General features: G+C 66.8%; 15 protein-coding genes, 2 tRNA genes and 2 rRNA genes. 10 read left to right on the top strand and 9 right to left on the bottom strand.

What is annotated here, in order from left to right; genetic code table 11:
• The 8 genes from ABD832_RS17170 to ABD832_RS17135 all read right to left on the bottom strand — a co-directional run bounded on the left by ABD832_RS17170 (position 1) and on the right by ABD832_RS17135 (position 14,437).
• A 23S ribosomal RNA gene (locus ABD832_RS17170) occupies positions 1 to 3,130 on the bottom strand.
• 395 nt (positions 3,131 to 3,525) lie between these two features.
• Positions 3,526 to 5,050 (bottom strand): 16S ribosomal RNA (locus tag ABD832_RS17165).
• Together the 16S and 23S rRNA genes form the textbook arrangement of a ribosomal RNA operon.
• A 626-nt stretch (positions 5,051 to 5,676) precedes the next feature.
• The gene (locus ABD832_RS17160) at positions 5,677 to 8,262 is read right to left on the bottom strand and encodes a valine--tRNA ligase (protein WP_413224982.1); all 2,586 of its coding nucleotides are present in this window, start codon (positions 8,260 to 8,262) and stop codon (positions 5,677 to 5,679) included.
• 185 nt (positions 8,263 to 8,447) lie between these two features.
• Positions 8,448 to 9,728, bottom strand: a complete 1,281-nt coding sequence (gene clpX, locus ABD832_RS17155; RefSeq protein WP_344895765.1) for an ATP-dependent Clp protease ATP-binding subunit ClpX — start codon at positions 9,726 to 9,728, stop codon at positions 8,448 to 8,450.
• 192 nt (positions 9,729 to 9,920) lie between these two features.
• Positions 9,921 to 10,565 carry an ATP-dependent Clp protease proteolytic subunit gene (locus ABD832_RS17150; protein ID WP_344895762.1) on the bottom strand — a complete coding sequence of 215 codons (645 nt, stop codon included), beginning with the start codon at positions 10,563 to 10,565 and terminating at the stop codon, positions 9,921 to 9,923.
• An 11-nt stretch (positions 10,566 to 10,576) separates the two neighbouring features.
• A complete protein-coding gene (locus ABD832_RS17145; RefSeq protein ID WP_386206743.1) occupies positions 10,577 to 11,221 on the bottom strand; it encodes a ClpP family protease in 645 nt (214 codons plus the stop codon).
• 744 nt (positions 11,222 to 11,965) lie between these two features.
• Positions 11,966 to 13,360, bottom strand: a complete 1,395-nt coding sequence (tig, locus tag ABD832_RS17140) for a trigger factor (protein WP_344895759.1) — start codon at positions 13,358 to 13,360, stop codon at positions 11,966 to 11,968.
• Between the two features lie 210 nt (positions 13,361 to 13,570).
• Positions 13,571 to 14,437, bottom strand: a complete 867-nt coding sequence (locus ABD832_RS17135) for a helix-turn-helix domain-containing protein (RefSeq protein ID WP_344895756.1) — start codon at positions 14,435 to 14,437, stop codon at positions 13,571 to 13,573.
• 243 nt (positions 14,438 to 14,680) lie between these two features.
• Between ABD832_RS17135 and ABD832_RS17130 the strand changes: the two genes are divergently transcribed.
• A complete protein-coding gene (locus ABD832_RS17130) occupies positions 14,681 to 15,190 on the top strand; it encodes an ATP-binding protein (protein ID WP_344895753.1) in 510 nt (169 codons plus the stop codon).
• 280 nt (positions 15,191 to 15,470) lie between these two features.
• Here the strand turns inward: ABD832_RS17130 and ABD832_RS17125 are convergent.
• Positions 15,471 to 15,546: transfer RNA gene (locus ABD832_RS17125), tRNA-Gln, on the bottom strand.
• Positions 15,547 to 15,636: 90 nt separating this feature from the next.
• Here ABD832_RS17125 and ABD832_RS17120 point away from each other — a divergent pair.
• The 9 genes from ABD832_RS17120 to galT all read left to right on the top strand — a co-directional run bounded on the left by ABD832_RS17120 (position 15,637) and on the right by galT (position 24,078).
• Positions 15,637 to 15,707, top strand: a tRNA-Gly gene (locus ABD832_RS17120).
• 472 nt (positions 15,708 to 16,179) lie between these two features.
• The gene (locus ABD832_RS17115; protein WP_344895751.1) at positions 16,180 to 16,581 is read left to right on the top strand and encodes an STAS domain-containing protein; all 402 of its coding nucleotides are present in this window, start codon (positions 16,180 to 16,182) and stop codon (positions 16,579 to 16,581) included.
• A 135-nt stretch (positions 16,582 to 16,716) separates the two neighbouring features.
• Positions 16,717 to 17,055 carry an STAS domain-containing protein gene (locus ABD832_RS17110; protein WP_344895748.1) on the top strand — a complete coding sequence of 113 codons (339 nt, stop codon included), beginning with the start codon at positions 16,717 to 16,719 and terminating at the stop codon, positions 17,053 to 17,055.
• Positions 17,056 to 17,296: 241 nt separating this feature from the next.
• A complete protein-coding gene (locus ABD832_RS17105) occupies positions 17,297 to 18,883 on the top strand; it encodes a phytoene desaturase family protein (protein ID WP_344895745.1) in 1,587 nt (528 codons plus the stop codon).
• 44 nt (positions 18,884 to 18,927) lie between these two features.
• The gene (locus tag ABD832_RS17100; RefSeq protein WP_344895742.1) at positions 18,928 to 20,601 is read left to right on the top strand and encodes an ATP-binding SpoIIE family protein phosphatase; all 1,674 of its coding nucleotides are present in this window, start codon (positions 18,928 to 18,930) and stop codon (positions 20,599 to 20,601) included.
• 304 nt (positions 20,602 to 20,905) lie between these two features.
• On the top strand, positions 20,906 to 21,472 hold the full coding sequence (locus tag ABD832_RS17095; RefSeq protein ID WP_344895740.1) for a TIGR03086 family metal-binding protein: 567 nt from the start codon (positions 20,906 to 20,908) through the stop codon (positions 21,470 to 21,472).
• Between the two features lie 47 nt (positions 21,473 to 21,519).
• Positions 21,520 to 22,116 (top strand): HD domain-containing protein, encoded by a 597-nt coding sequence (locus ABD832_RS17090; protein ID WP_344895738.1) that lies wholly within the window; start codon positions 21,520 to 21,522, stop codon positions 22,114 to 22,116.
• Positions 22,117 to 22,201: 85 nt separating this feature from the next.
• A complete protein-coding gene (locus ABD832_RS17085) occupies positions 22,202 to 23,002 on the top strand; it encodes a DeoR/GlpR family DNA-binding transcription regulator (protein ID WP_344895736.1) in 801 nt (266 codons plus the stop codon).
• Positions 22,999 to 24,078 (top strand): galactose-1-phosphate uridylyltransferase, encoded by a 1,080-nt coding sequence (galT, locus tag ABD832_RS17080; RefSeq protein WP_344895734.1) that lies wholly within the window; start codon positions 22,999 to 23,001, stop codon positions 24,076 to 24,078. The genes ABD832_RS17085 and galT overlap by 4 nt, the downstream gene beginning before the upstream one ends.
• Positions 24,079 to 24,138 lie beyond the last annotated feature (60 nt).

The following is a 24,138-nucleotide window of genomic DNA, read 5'->3' as shown; positions in this document are numbered from 1 at the left end:
GTGGTCAAGTCCTCGGCCTATTAGTACTGGTCAGCTCCACACATTACTGCGCTTCCACTTCCAGCCTATCAACCCGGTCGTCTCCCGGGAGCCTTACCCACTCTCGTGGTGGGAGACCTCATCTCAAGGCGAGCTTCCCGCTTAGATGCTTTCAGCGGTTATCCCTTCCGAACGTAGCCAACCAGCCGTGCTCCTGGCGGAACAACTGGCACACCAGAGGTTCGTCCGTCCCGGTCCTCTCGTACTAGGGACAGCTCCTTTCAAGTCTCCTGCGCGCGCAGCGGATAGGGACCGAACTGTCTCGCGACGTTCTAAACCCAGCTCGCGTACCGCTTTAATGGGCGAACAGCCCAACCCTTGGGACCTACTCCAGCCCCAGGATGCGACGAGCCGACATCGAGGTGCCAAACCATCCCGTCGATATGGACTCTTGGGGAAGATCAGCCTGTTATCCCCGGGGTACCTTTTAGCCGTTGAGCGACGGCGCTTCCACATGCCACCGCCGGATCACTAGTCCCAGCTTTCGCTCCTGCTCGACCCGTCGGTCTCACAGTCAAGCTCCCTTGTGCACTTACACTCGACACCTGATTGCCAACCAGGCTGAGGGAACCTTTGGGCGCCTCCGTTACTCTTTAGGAGGCAACCGCCCCAGTTAAACTACCCACCAGACACTGTCCCTGATCCGGATCACGGACCGAAGTTAGACGTTCAAAACGACCAGAGTGGTATTTCACCAATGACTCCACCACCACTAGCGTGACAGCTTCACAGTCTCCCACCTATCCTACACAAGACGTTCCAAACGCCAATGTCAAGCTATAGTGAAGGTCCCGGGGTCTTTCCGTCCTGCTGCGCGTAACGAGCATCTTTACTCGTAGTGCAATTTCGCCGGGTCTGCGGTTGAGACAGCGGGGAAGTCGTTACGCCATTCGTGCAGGTCGGAACTTACCCGACAAGGAATTTCGCTACCTTAGGATGGTTATAGTTACCACCGCCGTTTACTGGCGCTTAAGTTCTCAGCTTCGCTGCTCCGAAGAACAACTAACCGGTCCCCTTAACGTTCCAGCACCGGGCAGGCGTCAGTCCGTATACATCGTCTTACGACTTCGCACGGACCTGTGTTTTTAGTAAACAGTCGCTTCCCCCTGGCCTCTGCGACCCCCACCAGCTCACACAGCAAGTGTGATCACCAGCGAAGGCCCCCCTTCTCCCGAAGTTACGGGGGCAATTTGCCGAGTTCCTTAACCACAGTTCACCCGATCGCCTTAGTATTCTCTACCTGACCACCTGAGTCGGTTTAGGGTACGGGCCGCCACGACACTCACTAGAGGCTTTTCTCGGCAGCATAGGATCACCCACTTCGCCACAATCGGCTCGGCATCACATCTCAGGATATACGAACCGCGGATTTGCCTACGGTTCTCCCTACATGCTTACCCCAGGACAACCATCGCCTGGGCTGGGCTACCTTCCTGCGTCACCCCATCGCTTACCTACTACCAGTTCAGGCCAGGCGTTCAGCCTCACCCCAAGCCCGAAGGCCAACGGGGGACTTAAGGACCCTTAGTATCACTGGATTCAGTATTGGCGCATCGTAGCGGGTACGGGAATATCAACCCGTTGTCCATCGACTACGCCTGTCGGCCTCGCCTTAGGTCCCGACTTACCCTGGGCGGATTAGCCTGCCCCAGGAACCCTTGGTCATCCGGCGCAGAAGTTTCTCACTTCTGATTCGCTACTCATGCCTGCATTCTCACTCGCACGGCCTCCACAGCTGGATCACTCCGCTGCTTCCCCGGCCGCACGACGCTCCCCTACCCATCCACACACCTCAACCACGAAGGCTCAGTTAATATGTGAATGCCACGACTTCGGCGGTGTACTTGAGCCCCGCTACATTGTCGGCGCGGAATCACTTGACCAGTGAGCTATTACGCACTCTTTCAAGGGTGGCTGCTTCTAAGCCAACCTCCTGGTTGTCACTGCGACTCCACATCCTTTCCCACTTAGCACACGCTTAGGGGCCTTAGTCGGTGGTCTGGGCTGTTTCCCTCTCGACTACGGAGCTTATCCCCCGCAGTCTCACTGCCACGCTCTCACTTACCGGCATTCGGAGTTTGGCTGACGTCAGTAACCTTGTCGGGCCCATTAGCCATCCAGTGCTCTACCTCCGGCAAGAAACACGCGACGCTGCACCTAAATGCATTTCGGGGAGAACCAGCTATCACGGAGTTTGATTGGCCTTTCACCCCTAAACACAGGTCATCCCCCAGGTTTTCAACCCTGGTGGGTTCGGTCCTCCACGCGGTCTTACCCGCGCTTCAACCTGCCCATGCCTAGATCACTCCGCTTCGGGTCTACAGCATGCGACTCAAACGCCCTCTTCAGACTCGCTTTCGCTACGGCTCCCCCACACGGGTTAACCTCGCCACACACCATAACTCGCAGGCTCATTCTTCAAAAGGCACGCAGTCACATCACAAACACTCCGAAAAGTGTTTACGCTCCTACGGCTTGTAGGCACACGGTTTCAGGTACTATTTCACGACCCCTCACCGGGGCGCTTTTCACCTTTCCCTCACGGTACTTGTTCACTATCGGTCATCAGGGAGTATTTAGGCTTACCAGGTGGTCCTGGCAGATTCACACAGGATTTCTCGGGCCCCGTGCTACTTGGGATCCCCTCCAACAGTCCAACCAATTTCGCCTACCCGACTCTCACGGTCTACGGCGCCACTTCCCAGAAGCTTCGACTATCAGTTGGATTTCTTACTGTTCACGGTCTCGGCAGAAACCGTAAGAGGGTCCCACAACCCCGTAAACGCAACGCCTGCCGGCTATCACACGCCTACGGTTTAGCCTGATCCGCTTTCGCTCACCACTACTCACGGAATCACTATTTGTTTTCTCTTCCTACGGGTACTGAGATGTTTCACTTCCCCGCGTTACCACCAACCGCCCTATACATTCAGGCGGAGGCAACACCACATGACTGGTGCTAGGTTTCCCCATTCGGACATCCCCGGATCAAAGTCTGGTTGGCGACTCCCCGGGGCTTAACGCAGCCTCCCACGTCCTTCATCGGCTCCTGATGCCAAGGCATCCACCGTGTGCCCTAAAAAACTTGGCCACAAAGATGCTCGCGTCCACTATGCAAATCTCAAACAACAAACAGCAACCTCTCGAACCTGCCACCAACACCCCTCACGACACGCGTGACGAGCTGGTCTGGCAGATGATCGGTCCTGCATGAGGGTCAAACAGACAGCAAGCCCGCCTCAGCGGGCCCACCTGGTGTCCGTTTCCTCAGGACCCAACAGTGTGTTCGCCCCAGCCCGACCCCTGACCCGACGTTCCCACTCCCCACGGCCGAAGCCGGGGGCGGTACTGATCGGTCAGCGATCACGCTGAACCGAGTAGCCAGTGCTCCACTAATGAGCGCGCCGAGCGTGAGACGTTCGCTCACGAACACGACATGGACCCCCACGATCCCAGAGGATCGGTGGAAGGGCCGGTGCTCCTTAGAAAGGAGGTGATCCAGCCGCACCTTCCGGTACGGCTACCTTGTTACGACTTCGTCCCAATCGCCAGCCCCACCTTCGACCGCTCCCCCCAGACAAGCTGGTTGGGCCACGGGCTTCGGGTGTTGCCGACTTTCGTGACGTGACGGGCGGTGTGTACAAGGCCCGGGAACGTATTCACCGCAGCGTTGCTGATCTGCGATTACTAGCGACTCCGACTTCATGGGGTCGAGTTGCAGACCCCAATCCGAACTGAGACCGGCTTTTAGGGATTCGCTCCACCTTGCGGTATCGCAACCCTCTGTACCGGCCATTGTAGCATGTTTGCAGCCCAAGACATAAGGGGCATGATGACTTGACGTCGTCCCCACCTTCCTCCGAGTTGACCCCGGCAGTCTCCAATGAGTCCCCAACCACCCCGAAGGATGTTGCTGGCAACATTGAACAAGGGTTGCGCTCGTTGCGGGACTTAACCCAACATCTCACGACACGAGCTGACGACAGCCATGCACCACCTGTCACCCAGTCCGAAGAGGGCTCCATCTCTGAAGCTTTCCGGGCGATGTCAAGCCTTGGTAAGGTTCTTCGCGTTGCGTCGAATTAAGCAACATGCTCCGCCGCTTGTGCGGGCCCCCGTCAATTCCTTTGAGTTTTAGCCTTGCGGCCGTACTCCCCAGGCGGGGCGCTTAATGCGTTAGCTACGGCGCGGAAACCGTGGAAGGTCCCCACACCTAGCGCCCAACGTTTACAGCGTGGACTACCAGGGTATCTAATCCTGTTCGCTCCCCACGCTTTCGCTCCTCAGCGTCAGGTAAGGCCCAGAGAACCGCCTTCGCCACCGGTGTTCCTCCTGATATCTGCGCATTTCACCGCTACACCAGGAATTCCGTTCTCCCCTACCTACCTCTAGCCAGCCCGTATCGAATGCAGACCTGGAGTTAAGCCCCAAGCTTTCACACCCGACGTGACAAGCCACCTACGAGCTCTTTACGCCCAATAATTCCGGACAACGCTTGCGCCCTACGTATTACCGCGGCTGCTGGCACGTAGTTAGCCGGCGCTTCTTCTGCAGGTACACGTCAACTTCGTCCCTGCTGAAAGAGGTTTACAACCCGAAGGCCGTCATCCCCCACGCGGCGTCGCTGCGTCAGGCTTTCGCCCATTGCGCAATATTCCCCACTGCTGCCTCCCGTAGGAGTCTGGGCCGTGTCTCAGTCCCAGTGTGGCCGGTCGCCCTCTCAGGCCGGCTACCCGTCGTCGCCTTGGTAGGCCATTACCCCACCAACAAGCTGATAGGCCGCGAGTCCATCCCCAACCGAAAAAACTTTCCACACACCATCGATGCCGACATGTGTCATATCCGGTATTAGACCCAGTTTCCCGGGCTTATCCCAGAGTCAGGGGCAGGTTACTCACGTGTTACTCACCCGTTCGCCGCTCGAGTACCCCGAAGGGCCTTTCCGCTCGACTTGCATGTGTTAAGCACGCCGCCAGCGTTCGTCCTGAGCCAGGATCAAACTCTCCAAACAATGTCTGAACAGTCCTTACCCGGCTGAAAGCCCACCACCATCCCCAAAACACAAGGCCCGGGAACGCGATGGATGTTCAACCAAAGGAATCCGTCCCCCACCCCGCAAAAGGGTGGTTAGGACAGGGTTGTGCTTCATGCACTGGCTTTTAACACACTGTTGAGTTCTCAAGAAACGGACGCGTACACCCGGCCACTCGGACCCGTTCGGGCCGACCGCCAGGGGCGTTCCATTTCGTACTACCATTCTAGTGAATCCGCGTGATTCGTGTCAAACTGTCGGTTTTCCCGACCCTCGACCCGAACCCGTCGCCACCACTAGGATGTCGACCGCCCTGCTTCCAGGGCAACCCCTCTAACTTACTCCAACATCCGGTCGATGTCCAGCAAAACTGGCATGTCCGATTTGTCGGATCTTTTTAGGGGGCTGCAGGGGCTCGCCCTGCATGAAGAACATTACCAGCCGTCCAGGGCTCCCCGGGCCATCTTCCCGGTAACGAGTAGGTCTTCCCTGGGCTCCCACACCTCAAACACGAGAACCCGGAGTCAAGAGACTCCGGGTTCCCCGCGCATCCATCACCGTCCGGCACGCGTACCGGCCGACGTCGAAAGCCGTATCCGGCGGGCTCAGCCCGCCGGCAGCGCGGCCAGCTGGGCGAGCAGCCGGGTGATGTCCTGATTGGCCTGGGCCGCACGGGAGCGGACCTTGGTCACCACGTCATCGGGCGCCTTGGCCATGAACTGCTCGTTGCCGAGCTTGGCCGCGACCTGGGCGGCCTCCTTGCGCGCCACCGCGAGGTCCTTCTCCAGGCGCTTGCGCTCGGCGGCCACATCGATCGTGCCCGCCGTGTCGATCTCCACCGCGATCCCGGCCACGTCGAGCCGGGCGGTGGCGGCGAACGACTCCGACGGCTGGTCGAGCCTGAGCAGCGACCGGATCGCCCCCTCGTGCGAGGCCAGCGCGGTCCCGGCGAGCGAAAGCCGGGCCGCGACCCGCTGTCCCGGCTTGAGACCCTGGTCGGATCGGAACCGGCGCACCTCGGTGATCATTCCCTGCACGGCGAGGATCTCCTGCACGGCCGAGGGGTCACGGAGCGACTCCTGCACCGTCGGCCACTGTGCGACCACGATCGACTCGCCCCCGGTGACCGCGCGCCACAGCTCCTCCGTCACGAACGGCACCAGCGGGTGGAGCAGGCGGAGCAACGCGTCGAAGACGTGGCCCAGCACGATGCGGGTGTGCTCCTGGCCGGAGGCGATCTGGATCTTGGCGAGCTCCACGTACCAGTCGCAGACCTCGTCCCAGGCGAAGTGGTAGAGAAGATCGGAGACCTTGGCGAACTCGAAGTCCTCGAAGGCCGCGTCCACCGAGGTGATGACCTCCTGGAGCCGGGAGAGGATCCACCGGTCGGCCGCGGTGAGCTCCTCGGTCGGGAGCTCGCCGGTCACCGCCCCGTTCATCAGCGCGAAGCGGGTGGCGTTCCAGATCTTGTTGCAGAAGTTCCGCGATCCTCCGGCCCATTCCTCGCTGATCGCCACGTCGGAGCCGGGGTTGGCGCCGCGCAGCAGCGTGAAGCGGGTGGCGTCGGCGCCGAAGCGCTCGATCCAGTCGAGCGGGTCGACGACGTTGCCGAACGACTTCGACATCTTCTTGCCGAACTGGTCGCGGACCATGCCGTGCAGCGCCACGGTCCGGAACGGCGGCTCGCCGTCCATCGCGTAGATGCCGAACATCATCATCCGGGCGACCCAGAAGAACAGGATGTCGTAGCCGGTCACCAGGACGGTGGTCGGGTAGAACTTCGCCAGCTCGGGTGTCTTGTCGGGCCATCCCAGCGTGGAGAACGGCCACAGTCCCGAGGAGAACCAGGTGTCCAGGACGTCGGGGTCCTGCACGTAGCCCTCGGGCGCCTGCTCGTCCGGGCCGACGCAGACGACCTCTCCCTCGGGGCCGTACCAGACCGGGATGCGGTGGCCCCACCACAGCTGCCGGGAGATGCACCAGTCGTGCATGTCGTCCACCCAGTCGAAGTAGCGCTTGGCCAGCTCCGGCGGATGGATCCTCGTCCGGCCGTCCCGCACCGCGTCGCCCGCCGCCTTCGCCAGGGGCGAGACGTTGACGAACCACTGCAGGGAGAGCCTGGGCTCGACCACGGTCTTGCACCGCGAGCAGTGCCCGACCGAGTGCAGGTAGGGGCGCTTCTCCGCGACGATCCGGCCCTGCTCGCGCAGCGCGGCCACCACGGCCGGCCTGGCCTCGAAGCGGTCGAGTCCCTCGAACGGGCCGTGAGCGGTGATCACTCCCCGCTCGTCCATGACCGTCAGGGAGGGCAGCGAGTGGCGGCGGCCGATCTCGAAGTCGTTCGGGTCGTGCGCCGGGGTGACCTTGACCGCACCGGTACCGAAGGCGGGGTCGACGTGCTCGTCCGCCACGATCGGGATCCGGCGTCCGGTGAGCGGCAGCTCCACCTCCCGGCCGATCAGGTGCGCGTAGCGCTCGTCGGAGGGGTGCACGGCCACGGCGGTGTCGCCGAGCATCGTCTCGGCCCGGGTGGTGGCGACCACGATGGAGTCGTCGCCCTCGCCGTAGCGGATCGAGACCAGCTCGCCCTCGTCCTCGCTGTGCTCGACCTCGATGTCGGAGAGCGCGGTCAGGCAGCGCGGGCACCAGTTGATGATCCGCTCGGCCCGGTAGATGAGCCCGTCGTCGAAGAGCCTCTTGAAGATCGTCTGAACGGCACGGGAGAGGCCGGGGTCCATGGTGAAGCGCTCACGCGACCAGTCCACGCCGTCGCCCAGCTTCTTCATCTGGTCGAGGATCCGGCCGCCGGACTCCTCCTTCCACTGCCAGACGCGCTCGACGAACGCCTCGCGGCCGAGGTCGTGCCGGGAGAGGCCGTCCTTGGCGAGCTCACGCTCGACCACGTTCTGGGTGGCGATACCGGCGTGGTCCATGCCGGGCAGCCAGAGCGTCTCCTGCCCGCGCATACGGGCACGGCGGGTCAGCGCATCCTGGACGGAATGGTCGAGGGCGTGGCCGATGTGCAGGACGCCGGTCACGTTCGGCGGGGGCAGGACGATGGTGTACGGCTCGCGCTCGCTGCTCGGGTCGGCGGTGAAGTATCCCTCCGATACCCAGCGCTCGTAGCTCCGGGTCTCCACGTCGGCGGGTGCGTACTGGGTGGGCAGCTCTGGCGTCGTCACGATGCCCAAGTCTAGGGATGTCCGCGGGTCCCGTGTCCCGCGGATCGCGCTTCTCGCCCTCCCCCGGCCACCGGGCGGCGCGCGGCCGGTGCCGGCACCGAAAAGCCGTTTCCGGCACCGAAAAGACCGGCGCCCCCCACGGAGGACCCGTGGGGGGCGCCGGTCGTGCGAGCCTCACGGGCTCGCGGGAACGCCTAGGCCGACTTCTCGCGCGGCGGGCGCTGCTGCTTGCTGAGCTGGTCACGCGGTACGAGCGTGGGATTGACGTGCTCCAGGACCGACTCGCGAGTGATCACGACGCGGGCCACGTCCTGCCGGGAGGGCACCTCGTACATGACCGAGAGCAGGACCTCCTCCAGGATCGCCCGCAGGCCACGGGCTCCGGTGCCCCGCAGGATCGCCTGGTCGGCGATGGCCTCCAGCGCGTCGTCGGTGAACTCGAGTTCGACGTTGTCGAGCTCGAAGAGGCGACGGTACTGCTTGACCAGGGCGTTGCGGGGCTCGGTGAGGATCTGGATGAGCGCCTCGCGGTCGAGGTTGTGAACACTCGTGATCACCGGGAGGCGGCCGACGAACTCGGGGATCATGCCGAACTTCAGCAGGTCCTCCGGCATCACGTCCTTGAAGATGTCGGAGCTGTCGACATCCTCCTTGGAGCGGATGATCGCGTTGAAGCCGATGCCCTTGCGGCCGACCCTGGACTCGATGATCTTCTCCAGGCCCGCGAAGGCGCCACCGCAGATGAACAGCACGTTGGTGGTGTCGATCTGGATGAACTCCTGGTGCGGGTGCTTACGCCCGCCCTGGGGCGGAACGCTCGCGGTCGTGCCCTCCAGGATCTTGAGCAGGGCCTGCTGCACGCCCTCCCCGGAGACGTCCCGGGTGATCGACGGGTTCTCGCTCTTACGAGCGATCTTGTCGACCTCGTCGATGTAGATGATGCCGGTCTCGGCCTTCTTGACGTCGTAGTCGGCGGCCTGGATCAGCTTGAGCAGTATGTTCTCGACGTCCTCGCCCACGTAGCCCGCCTCCGTCAGGGCGGTGGCGTCGGCGATGGCGAACGGAACGTTCAGCATCTTCGCCAACGTCTGGGCGAGCAGTGTCTTGCCGGAACCGGTCGGGCCCAGGAGCAGGATGTTGGACTTGGCCAGTTCGAGGCCGTCGTCACGCCCGCGCTCTCCGGACTGCACCCGCTTGTAGTGGTTGTAGACCGCCACGGAGAGAGCCTTCTTCGCCTGGTCCTGACCGATGACGTAGGCGTCGAGGAATTCGTAGATCTCCCTCGGCTTGGGAAGGCTGTCCCACTTGAGTTCGGAGGACTCGCTGAGCTCCTCCTCGATGATCTCGTTACAGAGATCGATGCACTCGTCGCAGATGTATACGCCGGGTCCGGCGATGAGCTTCTTGACCTGCTTCTGGCTCTTCCCGCAGAAAGAGCACTTCAGCAGGTCTCCCCCGTCGCCGATGCGTGCCACCCCAGATACTCCTTTGCGTGGGACCGCCCTGGCTGCCGCGGTCCGTTTCTTCCGATCGGCCCGATACCCGATGGAAAAGTCATCCCGCTTAGGTTTCGACGTTACCGTCTTCTGAGCCCTCAGTGAGCCCCCTAGCGGCGAGTCGCACCGGAACGTGCCGGATTCGGCACGGTTCCGGTGCGCTGTGCCTCGTCAGGAGGCTACGGCCTTGGCAAGTTTCTTACGGGACGGGATGATGTCGTCGATCAACCCGTACTCCTTGGCCTCCACGGCGTCAAGGATCTTGTCCCGCTCGATGTCCTTGCGGACCGCCTCCGGTGCCCTGCCCGAGTGCTGAGCGATGATCATTTCCATCTGAGCGCGCATCCTCAGGATCTCACGCGCCTGGATCTCGATGTCGCTTCCCTGGCCGCCGCCCTCGGTGGAGGGCTGGTGGATCAGCATCCGGGCGTTCGGCAGGGCGAACCTCTTGCCCGGCGTGCCGCCGGCCAGCAGGACCGCCGCGGCCGAGGCCGCCTGGCCCAGGCAGACCGTCTGGATCTCCGGCCGGACGAACTGCATCGTGTCGTAGATCGCCGTCATGGCGGTGAACGAGCCACCCGGCGAGTTGATGTAGATGCTGATGTCACGGTCGGGGTCGAGCGACTCCAGCGTCAGCAGCTGGGCCATGACGTCGTTGGCCGAGGCGTCGTCCACCTGCACCCCGAGGAAGATGATGCGATCCTCGAACAGCTTGGCGTACGGGTTCATCTCCCGCATGCCGTAGGACGTGCGCTCGGTGAACGACGGAAGAACGTAGCGGCCGTTGATGTCTCCCGGCCGGATCAACTCACTCACCTTGTGCCCCTTCAGGAGACGGCGCCCGTGGAGGGCACCTGCCGAGCGCTGCGCACGACCTGATCGATGAAGCCGTAGTCCTTGGCCTCCTCGGCCGTGAACCAGCGGTCCCGGTCGGAGTCGGCCTCGATCTGCTCCAGGTTCTGGCCGGTGTGGAAGGCGATCCGCTCGGCGAGGGTCTTCTTCACGTAGAGCATCTGCTCGGCCTGGATGGCGATGTCGGCGGCGGTACCGCCGATGCCACCGGACGGCTGGTGCATCATGATCCGCGCGTGCGGCAGGGCGTAGCGCTTGCCCCGCTCACCGGCGCAGAGGAGGAACTGGCCCATCGAAGCGGCCAGGCCCATCGCGACCGTGCACACGTCGTTGGGTACGTACTCCATCATGTCGTAGATCGCCATACCGGCGGTCACGGAACCGCCCGGCGAGTTGATGTAGAGCCAGATGTCGCGTTCTGAATCGTCCGCGGCGAGCAGGAGCAGCTCGGCGCAGATCCGGTTGGCGATCTCGTCGTTGACCTGGGTGCCCAGCACGATGATGCGCTCACGCAGCAGCCGCTGGTAGAGCTGGTCTTCGAGCCTGAACGAGCCGGTCGGCTGGCTCATCGACTCGGGCCCGGAGCCGGTCGGCTGGTAGAAGGTCGGCGGGCTGGTCACAGCGTCACCTTCCGATGCGTCGTAATCGATTGGCTTTGCCTGTGACCTTAACCCGCGCCGCCTACCGGACATGCCTCCTCAACGCGCTGTTCGCTGACGGCGCATGCTGGGCGCGCCCTCCCGCGCACGTCCGCGGGCCCGTGCCCGCCGCCCCGGAGGAGGTTTCCGGACGTGGTCCGCCCGGCGTGTCGCACCTCGTCGCACCTCGCGGAGACACGCGGAGATCTTCCGGAGTCCGCGGAGGCCGCACCGGGGGAACCGGGAGACGTCGGAAGACGACCGGGGCACGCGGGACACCGGGGGAACGGGGTGTGGACCCGTCGCGGGGAGCGGCAGGAGACGTTCGGCGCGACCCCCGGGCACGGACGCGGCCCTCGGAAGGGTCCACGCGTCCGTCCGGCCCACGACGGACGGCATGGCCCTGGCAGGAGCGGCAAAGCCCTTGTGGGAGCAGAAGGGTCCGGTAGGAGCAGCAGGCCCCGTGGGGGCGGAAGAGCCCGACAGGGACGAGCAGAGCCCCGGTGGGAGCCGGCTGGGCCTTGGAGAGGCGGAAAGGCCGGACAAGAGCGGCAGGGCTCCGGTGGGAGCGGAAGGGCCCGGTGAGAGCGGAAGAGCCCGCACCCGGCGCCGGAGGGCTCCACGGACCCGTGGCGCGAGCGGTGAAAGGCGCCCCGGCATGACCGTGGCGCCCCTGCCGCAGAACACGGCGGGGGCGCCACGGGCGACGTGCGTACCGGTCCGGGGCTACTTCGCCTCGGCCTTGTCCTCGCTCTTGTCCTCGGCCTCGGCCTCGTCGGCCTGGCCGGGCTCCTCACCGTTGATCTCGGTGTAGATGGCCTTGAGGTCGACCTCGTTGCCGGCCTCGTCGATCACCTTGGCGGCGTCGCCGATGACGCTCTTGGCCTTGTCCCGGACGATCTCGACCATGGCCAGCGTGAGCTGGTCGTTGTCGGCCAGGTGCTGGGCCAGCGTGTTGGGGGCGACGTTCATCTGCATGGCGCGGCGCACCACGAAGTTGGTGAGCTCCTGCTCGCTGACGCCGAGCTCCTCGCTCTTGACGATCTTGTCGAGGACGAAGCCCGTCTTGAGGGCCTTGGCCGCGCTCTCGTCGAACTCGGCGAAGCGCTCCTCCTCGGTGGTCTGGTAGAGGCGGAAGTACGCCTCCTTGCTCAGGCCACTGTCGGCGATCTGGTGCTCGAGGTTGTGCCTGCGGTTGTCGACCTCGGCCTTGAGGGCGCTCTCGGGCAGCGGGATGTCGATCTTGCCGAGCAGCGTGTCGAGCGCGTTCTCCCGGGCCTGGACGACCTGGTCGATGAGCTTGTTGCGGCGCGCCTGCTCGCGGATGCTGTCCTTGAGCTCGTCCAGGGTGTCGAACTCGCTGGCGAGCTGGGCGAACTCGTCGTCCAGCTCGGGGAGGACCTTCTCCTTGACGTTCTTGACCGTGATGGTGACCACGGCCTCCTCGCCGGCGTTCTCGCCGCCGACCAGGTTGGTGGTGAACTCCTTGGTGTCACCGGCCGACAGGCCGACCAGGGCGTCGTCCAGGCCCTGCAGCACCGAGCCGGCGCCGACCTCGTAGGAGACGTCGTTGGCCTGCTGCTCCTCGATGTTGACACCGTCGATCGCGGCGGCCAGGTCCATCACCACGAAGTCGCCCGCGGCCGCGGGACGCTCGACACCGGTCAGGGTGGCGAAGCGCTGGCGCAGGCCGTCCAGCTGGGCGTCGATGTCGGCGTCGGAGACCTCGGCGACCGGGACGGTCACCTCGAGGCCCTGGTAGTCGGGGACCTCGAAGTCGGGGCGGATGTCCACCTCGGCGGTGAACTCGACCTGCTGGCCGTCCTCGATCTTGGTGACCTCGATCTCCGGCTGGCTGACCGGGAAGATGTCGCTCTCGTCGACGGCCCGGCCGTACAGCTTGGGCACCGCGTCGTTGAGCGTCTCCTCCAGCACCACGGCGCGGCCGAACCGCTGCTCGATGATGCGGGCCGGAACCTTGCCGGGGCGGAACCCGGGGACGCGCACCTGCTGCGCGACCTTCTTGTACGCCGCCTGCAGGCTCTCGCCGAGCTCCTCGAACGGCACCTCGACGGTAAGCCTCACCCGGGTCGGGCTGAGCTCCTCCACAGCGGTCTTCACGGGGTCGTCTCCTTGATCAAGCTTCGAGTGATCGCGGGCGCGTCAAGTCGTAACGGCTACCGCGGCAAGCTCGCGCGCCGCGCCCACATGAGCGGCACCTGGCACAGGCCGAGGAGACATGCGAGATGAGGGCATGCTCCACTGCGGCGGGTGTTCAGCGCCGCTGGCCAGTCTAGGGCAGAGCGGCACCGGGGAGCGACCGATGACCGCTCAGTCCTCCTTGATGATCCGCCGCAGGATGTCGTTGGTCTCCCCGGGGGTGGTACTGACCGCGCACAGGCGTTCCATGACCTCGCTGTAGCGGTCGACGTCCTCGCGTTTGTCCAGGTAGAGGGCACTGGCCAGCTGCTCGACGTAGACGACGTCCGGCAGCTCGCTGTCGTTGAAGCGCAGGATGCTGAAGGCGCCGCCCTCGGCGCTGTGGCCGCCGAAGCTGAAGGGCATCACCTGGATCGTGATGTTGGGCTTGCGCATCAGTTCGAGAAGGTGCTCCAGCTGGGCCCGCATGACGTCCGCGCCGCCGATGGGGCGCCGCAGGGCGGCCTCGTCGATGACGGCCCAGAAGAACGGCCCGCCGGGCCGTTCGAGCACCTGCTGGCGCTCCAGTCTCAGGTCCACGCGGCGGGCGATCTCCTCGGGGGAGACGCCGGCGCTGCCCGCGGTGATCACCGAGCGGGCGTACTCCTTGGTCTGCAGCAGACCCGGGACGAACTGCACCTCGTAGGTGCGGATCCTGGAGGCGGCCTCCTCCAGGCCCACGTAGGTCTGGAACCAGGAGGGGAGCAGGTCGTTGAACCGGTGCCACCAGCCGGGCTCGTTGGCCCTCAGCAGCAGGTCCATCACCGCGGATCGGGCGTGTTCGTCCTCCACCCCGTAAAAGGTGAGCAGATCGGCCACGTCCCGTTCCCTGAGACCGACCCGGCCCAGCTCCATCCTGCTGATCTTGGATTCGGAGCCGCGGATCAGATGGCCCGCCTCCTCGCGTGAGAGCCCCTTGGCCTCACGCAGGCGACGCAGCTGGGAGCCCAAGAGGATACGCAGAGCTGTGGGACCTGATCCCGGTTGAACCTGCGTCACTTCGCCTCCCTCTGTACTTGGGCCAGCGCACACAGTGTCACTACTTCCGGCCGCGATGACAAGGTCTCAACACCCTGCCTAATTCGCCAAGTCGGCGACCAAACCGCTCATGCGGCTGCACATTGCAACTGCACGTGCATTTGGGTCTTGCAGCGGACCTGCCGGTGACCCATGATGGCCTAGTGCATATTGGGCTTATGGTGCACAACCTCTGAAAACTCTCAAGTGGTACGGAGACTCACGATGACAGCGGGAGGTACCGGCAGGATGGTGGAGGAGCCAAAATCGGCTGCCGACTACCTGCAGGCGACCCGCGAGGTCGGCTTCGACGAGCTGCTCGTGGCCAATCACTCCGGCGCCACCGCGTGCCCGCTGCCACGGCAGGCCGACTCGGTGAAGACCGCCCGGGACGTGACCCGCTCCACCCTGCACGACTGGGGGCTGGAGGAGCTCAGTGATGACGCAGCGCTAGTGGTTTCGGAACTCGTCACCAACGCGGTCCGTTACGCGCTGTGCCCGAACGGTCAGCCCGAGGCCACACCGATCACCCTGGTGCTGCTCCGCCTCTCGCCCCACGTGCTGCTGGCCGTGACCGACCCGAGCAACGAGGTCCCCACCCCCAAGGAGCCCGACTTCATCTCGGAGAACGGCCGGGGGCTCTACATCGTGGAGACCTACAGCCAGAGCTGGGGCTGGGACCACCTCAACCGCGGCGGCAAGGCCGTCTGGGCCTTCTTCAGCGCCCGCCACTGACGTCACCGGCCCGTTCGCCACCGCCCCGTCACCGCCCCGGCCGCGCTCACCCGCGTACGACGCGGGATCCCGTACGAGACCCGCGCGGCACGTCCCGCACTCCCTGGAGAACGGCCTTGCGGCCCGCACCCTCGCACGTGCCCGGACGCCCTCGCCTGACCCCGGACGCCTTGCCTGACCCCGGACGTCCTCGCACGACCCCGGACGCTTCTCACGCGCGACCCGGAGGTGTCCGGAAAGACGAGAGCCGGGCACCGGTGAGACCGGTGCCCGGCATACGTCGGGGTGAAACAGGATTTGAACCTGCGGCCCCTGCTCCCAAAAGCAGGTGCGCTACCAAACTGCGCCACACCCCGAGTAGGTCGAGTGCGCGCACGCTCCGGATCTCCGGTACGATTACGCCCTGACGAACGGATGAAGTCTAGACCAGACCGACGCCGGCTCGCGCGGACGTAGCTCAATGGTAGAGCCCCAGTCTTCCAAACTGGCTACGCGGGTTCGATTCCCGTCGTCCGCTCCGAATGGCAAGAGGCCAGGTCAGTCGCTATACGACTGATCTGGCCTTTTGGATTTCACGTGTTCACACCGGTCTTCCACGCCATCCGGACGCCGTCGATTTTCTTTTTCTCTTCGTGTTCCCGACACCACTTCACGGGATGACGCCGCGTATTTCGTCCCGGCCCAGGGTGTTCACGACCCGGACGAGCCGACGTGCCGACGCGCCGGACCGTGCCCGGTGGCCCGCGCTCCGGATGGCGGGTCATGACGACGGGTACGGGACGCCCTCGGTGCCCCTCCCGGGCTCCCCCACCCCATCCGACGCTCGGCCACGGGTGGGATAAGGTGGGTGTTGGTCCAGAGACGCGGCCGCCTTCTCGTCATGCCCATGAAGGTGAACGCCTAGTGCTCTTGATCATCGACCCCCGTCTCGACCTCCCCCATGGCCTCCGGATCGTCGGCGGCCCGTACTGTGGCGAGAGGGGTTCTCGATGAAGCTGTCGGTGCGCTTGGTCACCACGCGCCAGGATGCCGCGGTGGTCGCCCTTCAGGGTGAACTCGACCTCAACAGCGCCGTCCTGCTGGACGCGGTTCTGCTCCCACTGCCCGGCCAGGGCGTCCGCCATGTCATCGTGGCCGCCGACCGGCTGCGTTTCTGCGACGTGTGCGGTCTGCGGGTGCTGATCAGCATGCACACGATCATGGCCGCCACGGGCGGTTCCCTGGTCGTCGCCGAGCCCGCGCCCGTGCTACGGCGGCTGATCACGCTGATGCGCGACCCGGAGTCGGACCGGCCCGCTCCCGCGATCAGGGTGTACGCCACCGTCGACCAGGCCGTACGCGACGTGATCGGCCTGCCGGACCCCTCCCTGGCCACCAGCGGCCCTTCCTAGCCGTCCGGTCGCGGGCCGCACCGCCAGGTGTGCCCCCACGACGGGCCCGGCCCATGTCCGGCCCGCCCTCGACACTCGCCCGTGCGTCCCGCCGGCGTTCACCGCCCGCACCCTGAGGCCGATACAGGAGCCTGCATGACCCCACTGTCGATCACGGTCACCGATCACGACACCTGCTCGGTGATCACACTGGTCGGCGAGCTCGACCGTCTCTCGGCCGATCGGCTGCGCCGGACGGTCGAACGGCTGGTCGACCGGGGCCGTACCCGTCTCATCGCGGACGTCGCCGAGCTGACCTTCTGCGACTCGGTCGGCGTGTGGGCCCTGCTGGAATGTCACCATCACGCCGCCACGATGGACGGGTGGCTGCGTGTGGCCTTCGTCCACGGGACGCTCAAACGGATCCTGCAGATCATCGGGACGACCAGGGCCCAGCCCTCCACCACCGACCTGATAGTGCTGATGGACCGCTAGCCGCCCGCGTCCCCGCGGGAGCGGCTCGACACGGCACCGGTGGCCCTTCCCGCGCCGTGGCGAGGCGGAGCCGGCCCCGTTCTCCCGACGTTCTTTTCCGTCATATCTCCATCGGGCCCGGCACACCCCTAAAGTCCTACTCTGTGTGGAAATATCAACCGATCTCTGTTAAACACGAGGATCGCAGTAGATCATTCTTTACAATCCTCCATACCAGCAGTCAAAGTGCCCTGGAGGGAACGTGTCGGAGTTCGACGGCGTCATCGTAGGCGGGGGCCATAACGGCCTCACGTGTGCCGCCTACCTCGCGAAGGCGGGGTTGTCGGTCGCGGTCGTCGAGCGCAACGACGTCGCGGGTGGCGGTTGCAGCACCCAGGAGCTCACGCTCCCCGGCTTCCGGCACAACACCCACAGCAGCTACCACTTCCTGGAGGAGGGGCCGGTTCCCGGCGACCTGGAGCTCCGGCGCCACGGCCTGCGCTACGTCTACCCCGAGACCCAGCACGCCACGATCTTCCGGGACGGGCGGGCGATCACGGTCTACACCGACCCCAAGCGCACCGCCGAGTCCTTCGCCCGGTTCTCCAAGGCCGACGCCGACCGCTGGCTGGAGCTGTACGAGCGCTACGCCGAGGCGGCCAGGGGCCTGATGAACGGCTTCCTGTACTCGGCCCCGCTCCCGCCGCCGGTGCTCGCCGAACGGCTCGGCGGTGACCTCGGCCGCGACCTGCTGAGCTACATGCCGCTGTCGCTGTACGAGGCCGTCGACAGGAACTTCGAGAGCGACCAGGTCAGGGTGCTGTTCAAGTCCTTCCTGCACGCCATCTCCATCGAGAACGTGCCCGGCACCGGCGGCTTCCTCCCCCGGCTGCTGTCGCGCATCGCCCGGCTCGGCGTACCGGTGGGCGGTGCCGCGAACGTGGCGAGCGCGCTGCGGGCCGTCATCGAGGAGCACGGCGGCACCGTGCTGACCGGCTCGCACGTCGAGCGGATCCTCGTCGACGACGGGCGGGCCACCGGGGTGCGGCTGGCGGGTGGCGACGTCCTGAGCGCCCGCCGGTTCGTGGCCAGCGCGGTGGACGCCCCGCAGACCGTGCGGCTGGCCGGGCCGGAGAACTTCGGCGAGGAGATCGTCTCCAAGATCGAGGGGTACCGGTGGGCCGGGCACAGCCTGGTCACCCTGCACCTGGCGCTGGAGGAGGCGCCGCGCTACCGGGCCGCCGAGTTCGAGCCCGACGTGGACCGGGCGTTCCTCGTCGTGCTGGGCGCCGACGACAGCGAGCAGCTGGGCCGCACGTTCGACCGGATCCACGAGGGCCGGCTTCCCGACCGGCTGGCCGGCAACGGCGCCTGCCCCTCGTTGTTCGACCCCTCGTACGCGCCGGACGGCAAACACGTGGCGTTCTGGTGGCCATGGGCCCCCTACGACCTCGACGGCGACCCGGCGAACTGGGACGCGCAGCGGGAGGAGGTCGGGGAACGGCTGCTGGCCGAGTGGGCCGAGTACGCCCCCAACCTCGCCCGGGGCGCCGTGCTGGGCAGCCGGGTGTTCTCCCCCCTCGACATCGAGCGGCACTGCGTCAACATGGTGCGCGGCAGCCACCACGTGGGCGCCTACGAGCCCTCCCAGCTGGGCGGCAACCGCCCGGTCCCGGAGATGGGGCGCTACCGCACCCCCGTCGACGGCCTCTACCTGTGCGGCGCCAGCAGTCACCCGGGCGGTTCGGTCTCCGCGGCCCCCGGGTACAACGGCGCCAACGCCATCGCAGAAGACCTCGAACTGGCCACCTGGTGGACGCCGGTTCCCGCACCCCGGTGGAGCGAGTGAAGTCCCGTTTCGTCACCAAGGATCCCGCTACGCCAGGCTTCAGGATGGGCAGCCCCGCATCCATGCACGAGCAGCTCTCGCTGCTCAACGCCGCCAGCAAGCGGATCGGCAGCACGCTGGACATGTTCGAGACCGGCAGGGAGCTGATGGACGTCGCCGTGCCGCGCTTCGCGGACGCGGCCGGCATCCTCGTCCAGGACCGGCTGGTGACCGAGGGGGAGTTCCCGCAGCAGAGCACCGACGGCTCGGCGCTGGTGCGCCGGATCGCGGTCGGCGTGGCCGACCCCTCCCCCGACGAGTACGCCAAGGCGTTCCCGGTGGACGAGGTCGCCGTCTACGAGGCGTGGACGCCGTACGCCCGGTGCATGGCCACCGGCAACCCGATCCTCTACCCCCGGCTGGGACGCCGGACGGCCGAGGAGATCGGGCGGTTCTGGAAGCGCGACTCGGTCTCCAAGGTGCTGGAGGACAGCTCCTTCCTGGTGGTCCCGCTGAAGGCGCGCGGCCGGGTGCTCGGCTTCGTGATCTTCACGCGGCGGCCCAGCAGCCAGCCCTTCGACGAGCAGGACGTGAACCTGGCCGAGGAGCTCGCGGCCAGGACCGCGGTCTGCCTCGACAACGCCAGGCTCTACAACCGGGAGCGGCGTACCGCGCTGACCCTGCAGAGCAGCCTGCTGCCGGTCGACCTCTCCCAGCCGCTGGGCCTGACGATCGCCTCGCGCTACCTGCCCGCCAGCGACCTGGTCGGCGTGGGCGGCGACTGGTACGACGTGATCCCGCTGCCCGGCTGCCGGGTCGCCCTGGTCGTCGGCGACGTGATGGGGCACGGCATCAGGGCCGCGGCCACCATGGGCCAGCTCCGCACGGCCGCGCGTACCCTGGCCAGCCTGGACCTGAGCCCGGCCGACGTACTGTTCCGGCTCAACCTGATGAGCCAGGACCTGGACGCCAGCCAGATCGCCACCTGCGTGTACGCCACCTACGACCCGGTCACCCGGCGCTGCGCCATGGCCTGCGCCGGGCACGTCCCGCCGATCCTGGTGCGGCCAGGCGGCGAGACCGAGCTGCTGGAGCTGCCCCCCGGTCTCCCCCTGGGCATCGGCAACGAACCGGCCGAGATGCGGGAGTTCACGCTCCCCGACGGCACGGTGCTCGCCTTCTACACCGACGGCCTGGTGGAGAGCCGCGAGCGGGACATCGAGGAGGGCATCAGCGCCCTGCGCGGGCTGCTGGCCAGCCAGAACCACGACCTGGAAGAGGTCTGCAACCTCACGATCAGCGCCCAGCGGCCGGGACACGAGCGCGACGACATCGCGCTGCTGCTGGCCAGGGTCTCGGAGCTGACCGAGAAGGAGTTCGTCGAGGTGTCGATGCCGGCCGACCGGCGCTCGGCCTCGCAGGCCCGGCGCTTCGTACGGACCACGCTGGAGGACTGGGGCCTCTCCTCGCTCTGCGACAACACCGAGCTCATGGTCAGCGAGCTGGTGGCCAACGCGGTCGAGCACGGTCAGGGCGAGGTCGAGCTGCGGCTGCTGCGCGGGCCCACCCTGGTCTGCGAGGTGTCCGACACCTCCTCGTCCGTACCGGTGATGCGGGAGGCGTCCACCACCAGCGACACCGGGCGCGGCCTGCACCTGATCAACTGGCTCGCGCACCGCTGGGGCTCCCGCCTCACCGCGAAGGGCAAGATCGTCTGGATCGAGCAGCGGCTGCCCTGACCCGTCCGCGCGAAGCTCCGCGGACTCGGAAAGCTCGAAGCGGTCCCCGGCCGGGACGATCCCGGCCGGGTGCCGTGGCGTCCGGGGCCGTGCCCACCGGTGACCCGCGATGCCCCCGGTGCCCACCGGTGACCCCGGGTGACTCGGGAGGGCCGCCCGGTGCTCGCCGGCACGTGCCGGCGAGCACCGGTCCACGCGGTACCGGGGCCGTGCCGGTCATGCCCGTTGACGCGGATGACTACTGGCGGCCCAGAGGTTACGGTCAGGGGAAGGGCACGGCGCGGCCGGGAGGACATCGGGAGGCATGATGACCATCGACGTACCCGAGGCCTACGGTCGCGCGCTGGACGCCTTCGGCGCGCTCGTCCACCGGATCGCTCCCGGCCAGTGGGAGACCCCCACGCCCTGCGTCGACTGGGACGTGCGGGCGCTGGTCAACCACGTGGTCGGCGAGAGCCTGTGGGCTCCGGAGCTGCTGGCCGGGCGGACCTCCGCCGAGGTCGGCGACGCCTTCGACGGCGACCTGCTCGGCGACGACCCCATCAAGGCGTTCGACACCTCGGCCGTGGCCGCCGTCCAGGCGGTGACCGCCCGCGGCGCCCTGGAGGGCGTCGTGCGCCTGCCGTTCGGCGACGTGCCCGGCCGCGAGTACGTCACCGAGCTGTTCGCCGACGCCCTCATCCACACCTGGGACCTGGCCCGCGCCATCGGTGCCGACGAGCGCCTCGACCCGGAGCTGGTCGAGGCCTGCGCCGCCTGGTTCGCCGCCGCCGAGCCCGGCCGGGAGCAGGAGACGGCCCCCGGGGAGTCCCGGTCGCCCGCCGAGGACGCCCAGGCCCGGCTGCTGGCCTCCTGGGGCCGTGACGCCTGACCTGCCCGGGCCGGGCTCCCGGTCCGGCCGCCTCTAGGCTCCCTGGCATGAGCGAGAAGCTGATGACCCGCTGGCGGTCGCTGGCCGGCCCCGGGGCCGAACGGCTCGGCCGCGAACTGATCGCCCGCTACGACGAGCCGCACCGCAGGTACCACACGACCGCCCACCTGGAGGCGGTCCTGGCCGGGGTCGACGCCCTGGCCGGTCACGCCGAGCACCCCGACCTGGTACGGATGGCGGCCTGGTTCCACGACGCCGTCTACGACCCCCGCAACGCCGACAACGAGGAGCGCAGCGCCCGGCTGGCCGAGCGCGCGCTGCCGGAGGCGGGCCTGTCCCCCGAGGCGGTGGCCACGGTCGCCCGGCTGGTCAGGCTGACCGTCACGCACGACCCCACGCCGGACGACACCGACGGGGCCGTGCTCTGCGACGCCGACCTGGCGATCCTGGGCGCGCCCGAGGAGGTCTACGCCGCCTACGCCGCGGCCGTGCGCGAGGAGTACGCCTTCGTGCCCGAGGAGGCGTTCAGGGCCGGGCGGGCCGCGGTGCTGCGCTCGCTGCTCGACCTCCCGGCGATCTTCCGCGTCGAGGGGCCGGAGGCTGCGGCGCGGGCCAACATCGAGGCGGAGCTCGAGCGGTTGTGAGCGGGCGGTTCACCATGTTCCAACAGCGCCTCTCGAGCCTCGGCGTGGTAATTTGGTGGAATCTGGTGAATTAAGGGGAGTGACGATGCTCGCCCAGCAGCGGCAGCAGGCGATCCTGGAAAGGGTCCGCAGCAGCGGCGGTGTCAGGGTCGCCGACCTGGTCCGCGATCTCGGCGTCTCCGACATGACGATCAGGCGCGACCTGGAGGTGCTCGCCGAGCGGGGGCTGGTGGAGAAGGTCCACGGCGGCGCCACCGTGGCCGGGCCGGGCTCGACCGAGGAGCCGGGCTTCACCGCCAAGTCCGTGCGCCAGCAGGCCGAGAAGGAGACGATTGCCCGCACCGCCGCCGGGCTCGTCCGTCCCGCCACCGCCATCGCGCTCTCCGCGGGCACCACGACCTGGACGCTCGCCCACCACGTGGTCGACGTGCCCGAGCTGACCGTGATCACCAACTCGATCCGGATCGCCGACGTCTTCCACCGCTCCCCCAGGGCCGACCGCACGGTCGTGCTGACCGGCGGGGTCCGTACCCCCTCCGACGCGCTGGTCGGCCCGGTCGCGGTCGCGGCGGTCCGCGGCCTGCACGTCGACACCCTCTTCCTCGGCGTGCACGGGATGAGCGTCCGCGCCGGGTTCACCACGCCCAACCTGCTGGAGGCGGAGACCGACCGGGAGCTGGTCGCCTCCGCGCGCCGCCTGGTGGTGACCGCCGACCACACCAAGTGGGGAACGGTCGGCATCAGCACGATCGCCGAGCTGTCCCAGGCGCACATCGTGATCACCGACTCCGGCCTGTCCGGCGAGGCACGCGAGGAGCTCGCCGCCTCGGTCGGCGAGCTGATCATCACAGAACCGCAGCAGGAGAGCGAGACCGCCACCCGATGAAACGCACCGCCACCCACCTGGCCGACGGCCGGGAGCTTTTCTATTTCGACCGGCGCGACGATGCGGACAGGGGTGCGGCCGACCTGCGCGACCTGCCGCCCCGGCCCGCCGCCTCCGAGCTGCGCTACGACCCGCTGACCGAGGAGTGGATCGCGGTGGCCGGCCACCGGCAGGGCCGTACCTTCCTGCCCCCGGCCAGCGAGTGCCCGCTCTGCCCGTCCGGTCCCGGCAACCTCACCGAGGTCCCCTCCCCCGACTACGACGTGGTGGTCTTCGAGAACCGCTTCCCCTCGTTCTCGGCCCAGCCGGGCGAGTACCCGCAGCCGGGCGGGCTGAGCGAGGTCCGGCCCGGGATCGGCCGCTGCGAGGTGGTCTGCTTCACCTCCGACCACGACTCCTCGTTCTCCCGCCTGTCGTCCGAGCAGGTCGAGCTGGTCATGGAGGCCTGGATCGACCGTACGGCCGAGCTGTCGTCGCTGCCGGGGGTGGAGCAGGTGTTCTGCTTCGAGAACCGCGGCTCGGAGATCGGCATCACCCTGGCCCACCCGCACGGGCAGATCTACGCCTACCCGTACGTGACCCCGCGCACCAGGCTGAACCTCGCGGCGGCCGGCCGCTACCGGGACCGTACCGGGGGCGATCTGTTCGCCGATGTCCTCGCCTCCGAGCGGGAGGCCGGGGTGCGGGTGGTGGCCTCCAACGAGCACTGGACGGCGTTCGTCCCGGCCGCCGCGCGCTGGCCGGTCGAGGTCCACCTCTACCCGCACCGGAGGGTCCCCGACCTGATCGGCCTGGAGGCGGCCGAGCGGGCGGCGTTCGGACCGCTCTACACCGACGTGCTGCGCCGTCTCGACGGGCTCTTCGACATGCCGATGCCCTACATCGCGGCCTGGCACCAGGCACCGGTCAACACCGGCCGCGACCTGGCGTACGCGCACCTGGAGCTGTTCAGCATCCGCCGCGCGCCGAACAAGCTGAAGTACCTCGCGGGATCGGAATCGGCCATGGGGGCCTTCGTGAACGACGTGCTGCCCGAGGAGACAGCACATCTACTGCGCTCCATTGTCACGAGCTGATCACCGATAGGTCTCGTTTGAGGTCGCGTGACCTGGGGTTTACCACTACTATCCTTCCCA

The sequence above is a fragment of the Streptosporangium longisporum genome, assembly GCF_039534895.1.
Taxonomy (GTDB): domain Bacteria; phylum Actinomycetota; class Actinomycetes; order Streptosporangiales; family Streptosporangiaceae; genus Streptosporangium; species Streptosporangium longisporum.
The sequence above is the reverse complement of the archived record's forward strand: the minus strand, read 5'-3'. Positions and strand labels throughout refer to the sequence as shown.

Excerpts from the sequence above, each read along its gene's own strand:
- ABD832_RS17130 (WP_344895753.1), top strand. The coding sequence starts at position 14,681 with ATGACAGCGGGAGGTACCGGCAGGATGGTGGAGGAGCCAAAATCGGCT.
- ABD832_RS17115 (WP_344895751.1), top strand. The coding sequence starts at position 16,180 with ATGAAGCTGTCGGTGCGCTTGGTCACCACGCGCCAGGATGCCGCGGTG.
- ABD832_RS17110 (WP_344895748.1), top strand. The coding sequence starts at position 16,717 with ATGACCCCACTGTCGATCACGGTCACCGATCACGACACCTGCTCGGTG.
- ABD832_RS17100 (WP_344895742.1), top strand. The coding sequence starts at position 18,928 with ATGGGCAGCCCCGCATCCATGCACGAGCAGCTCTCGCTGCTCAACGCC.
- ABD832_RS17095 (WP_344895740.1), top strand. The coding sequence starts at position 20,906 with ATGATGACCATCGACGTACCCGAGGCCTACGGTCGCGCGCTGGACGCC.
- ABD832_RS17090 (WP_344895738.1), top strand. The coding sequence starts at position 21,520 with ATGAGCGAGAAGCTGATGACCCGCTGGCGGTCGCTGGCCGGCCCCGGG.
- ABD832_RS17085 (WP_344895736.1), top strand. The coding sequence starts at position 22,202 with ATGCTCGCCCAGCAGCGGCAGCAGGCGATCCTGGAAAGGGTCCGCAGC.
- galT (WP_344895734.1), top strand. The coding sequence starts at position 22,999 with ATGAAACGCACCGCCACCCACCTGGCCGACGGCCGGGAGCTTTTCTAT.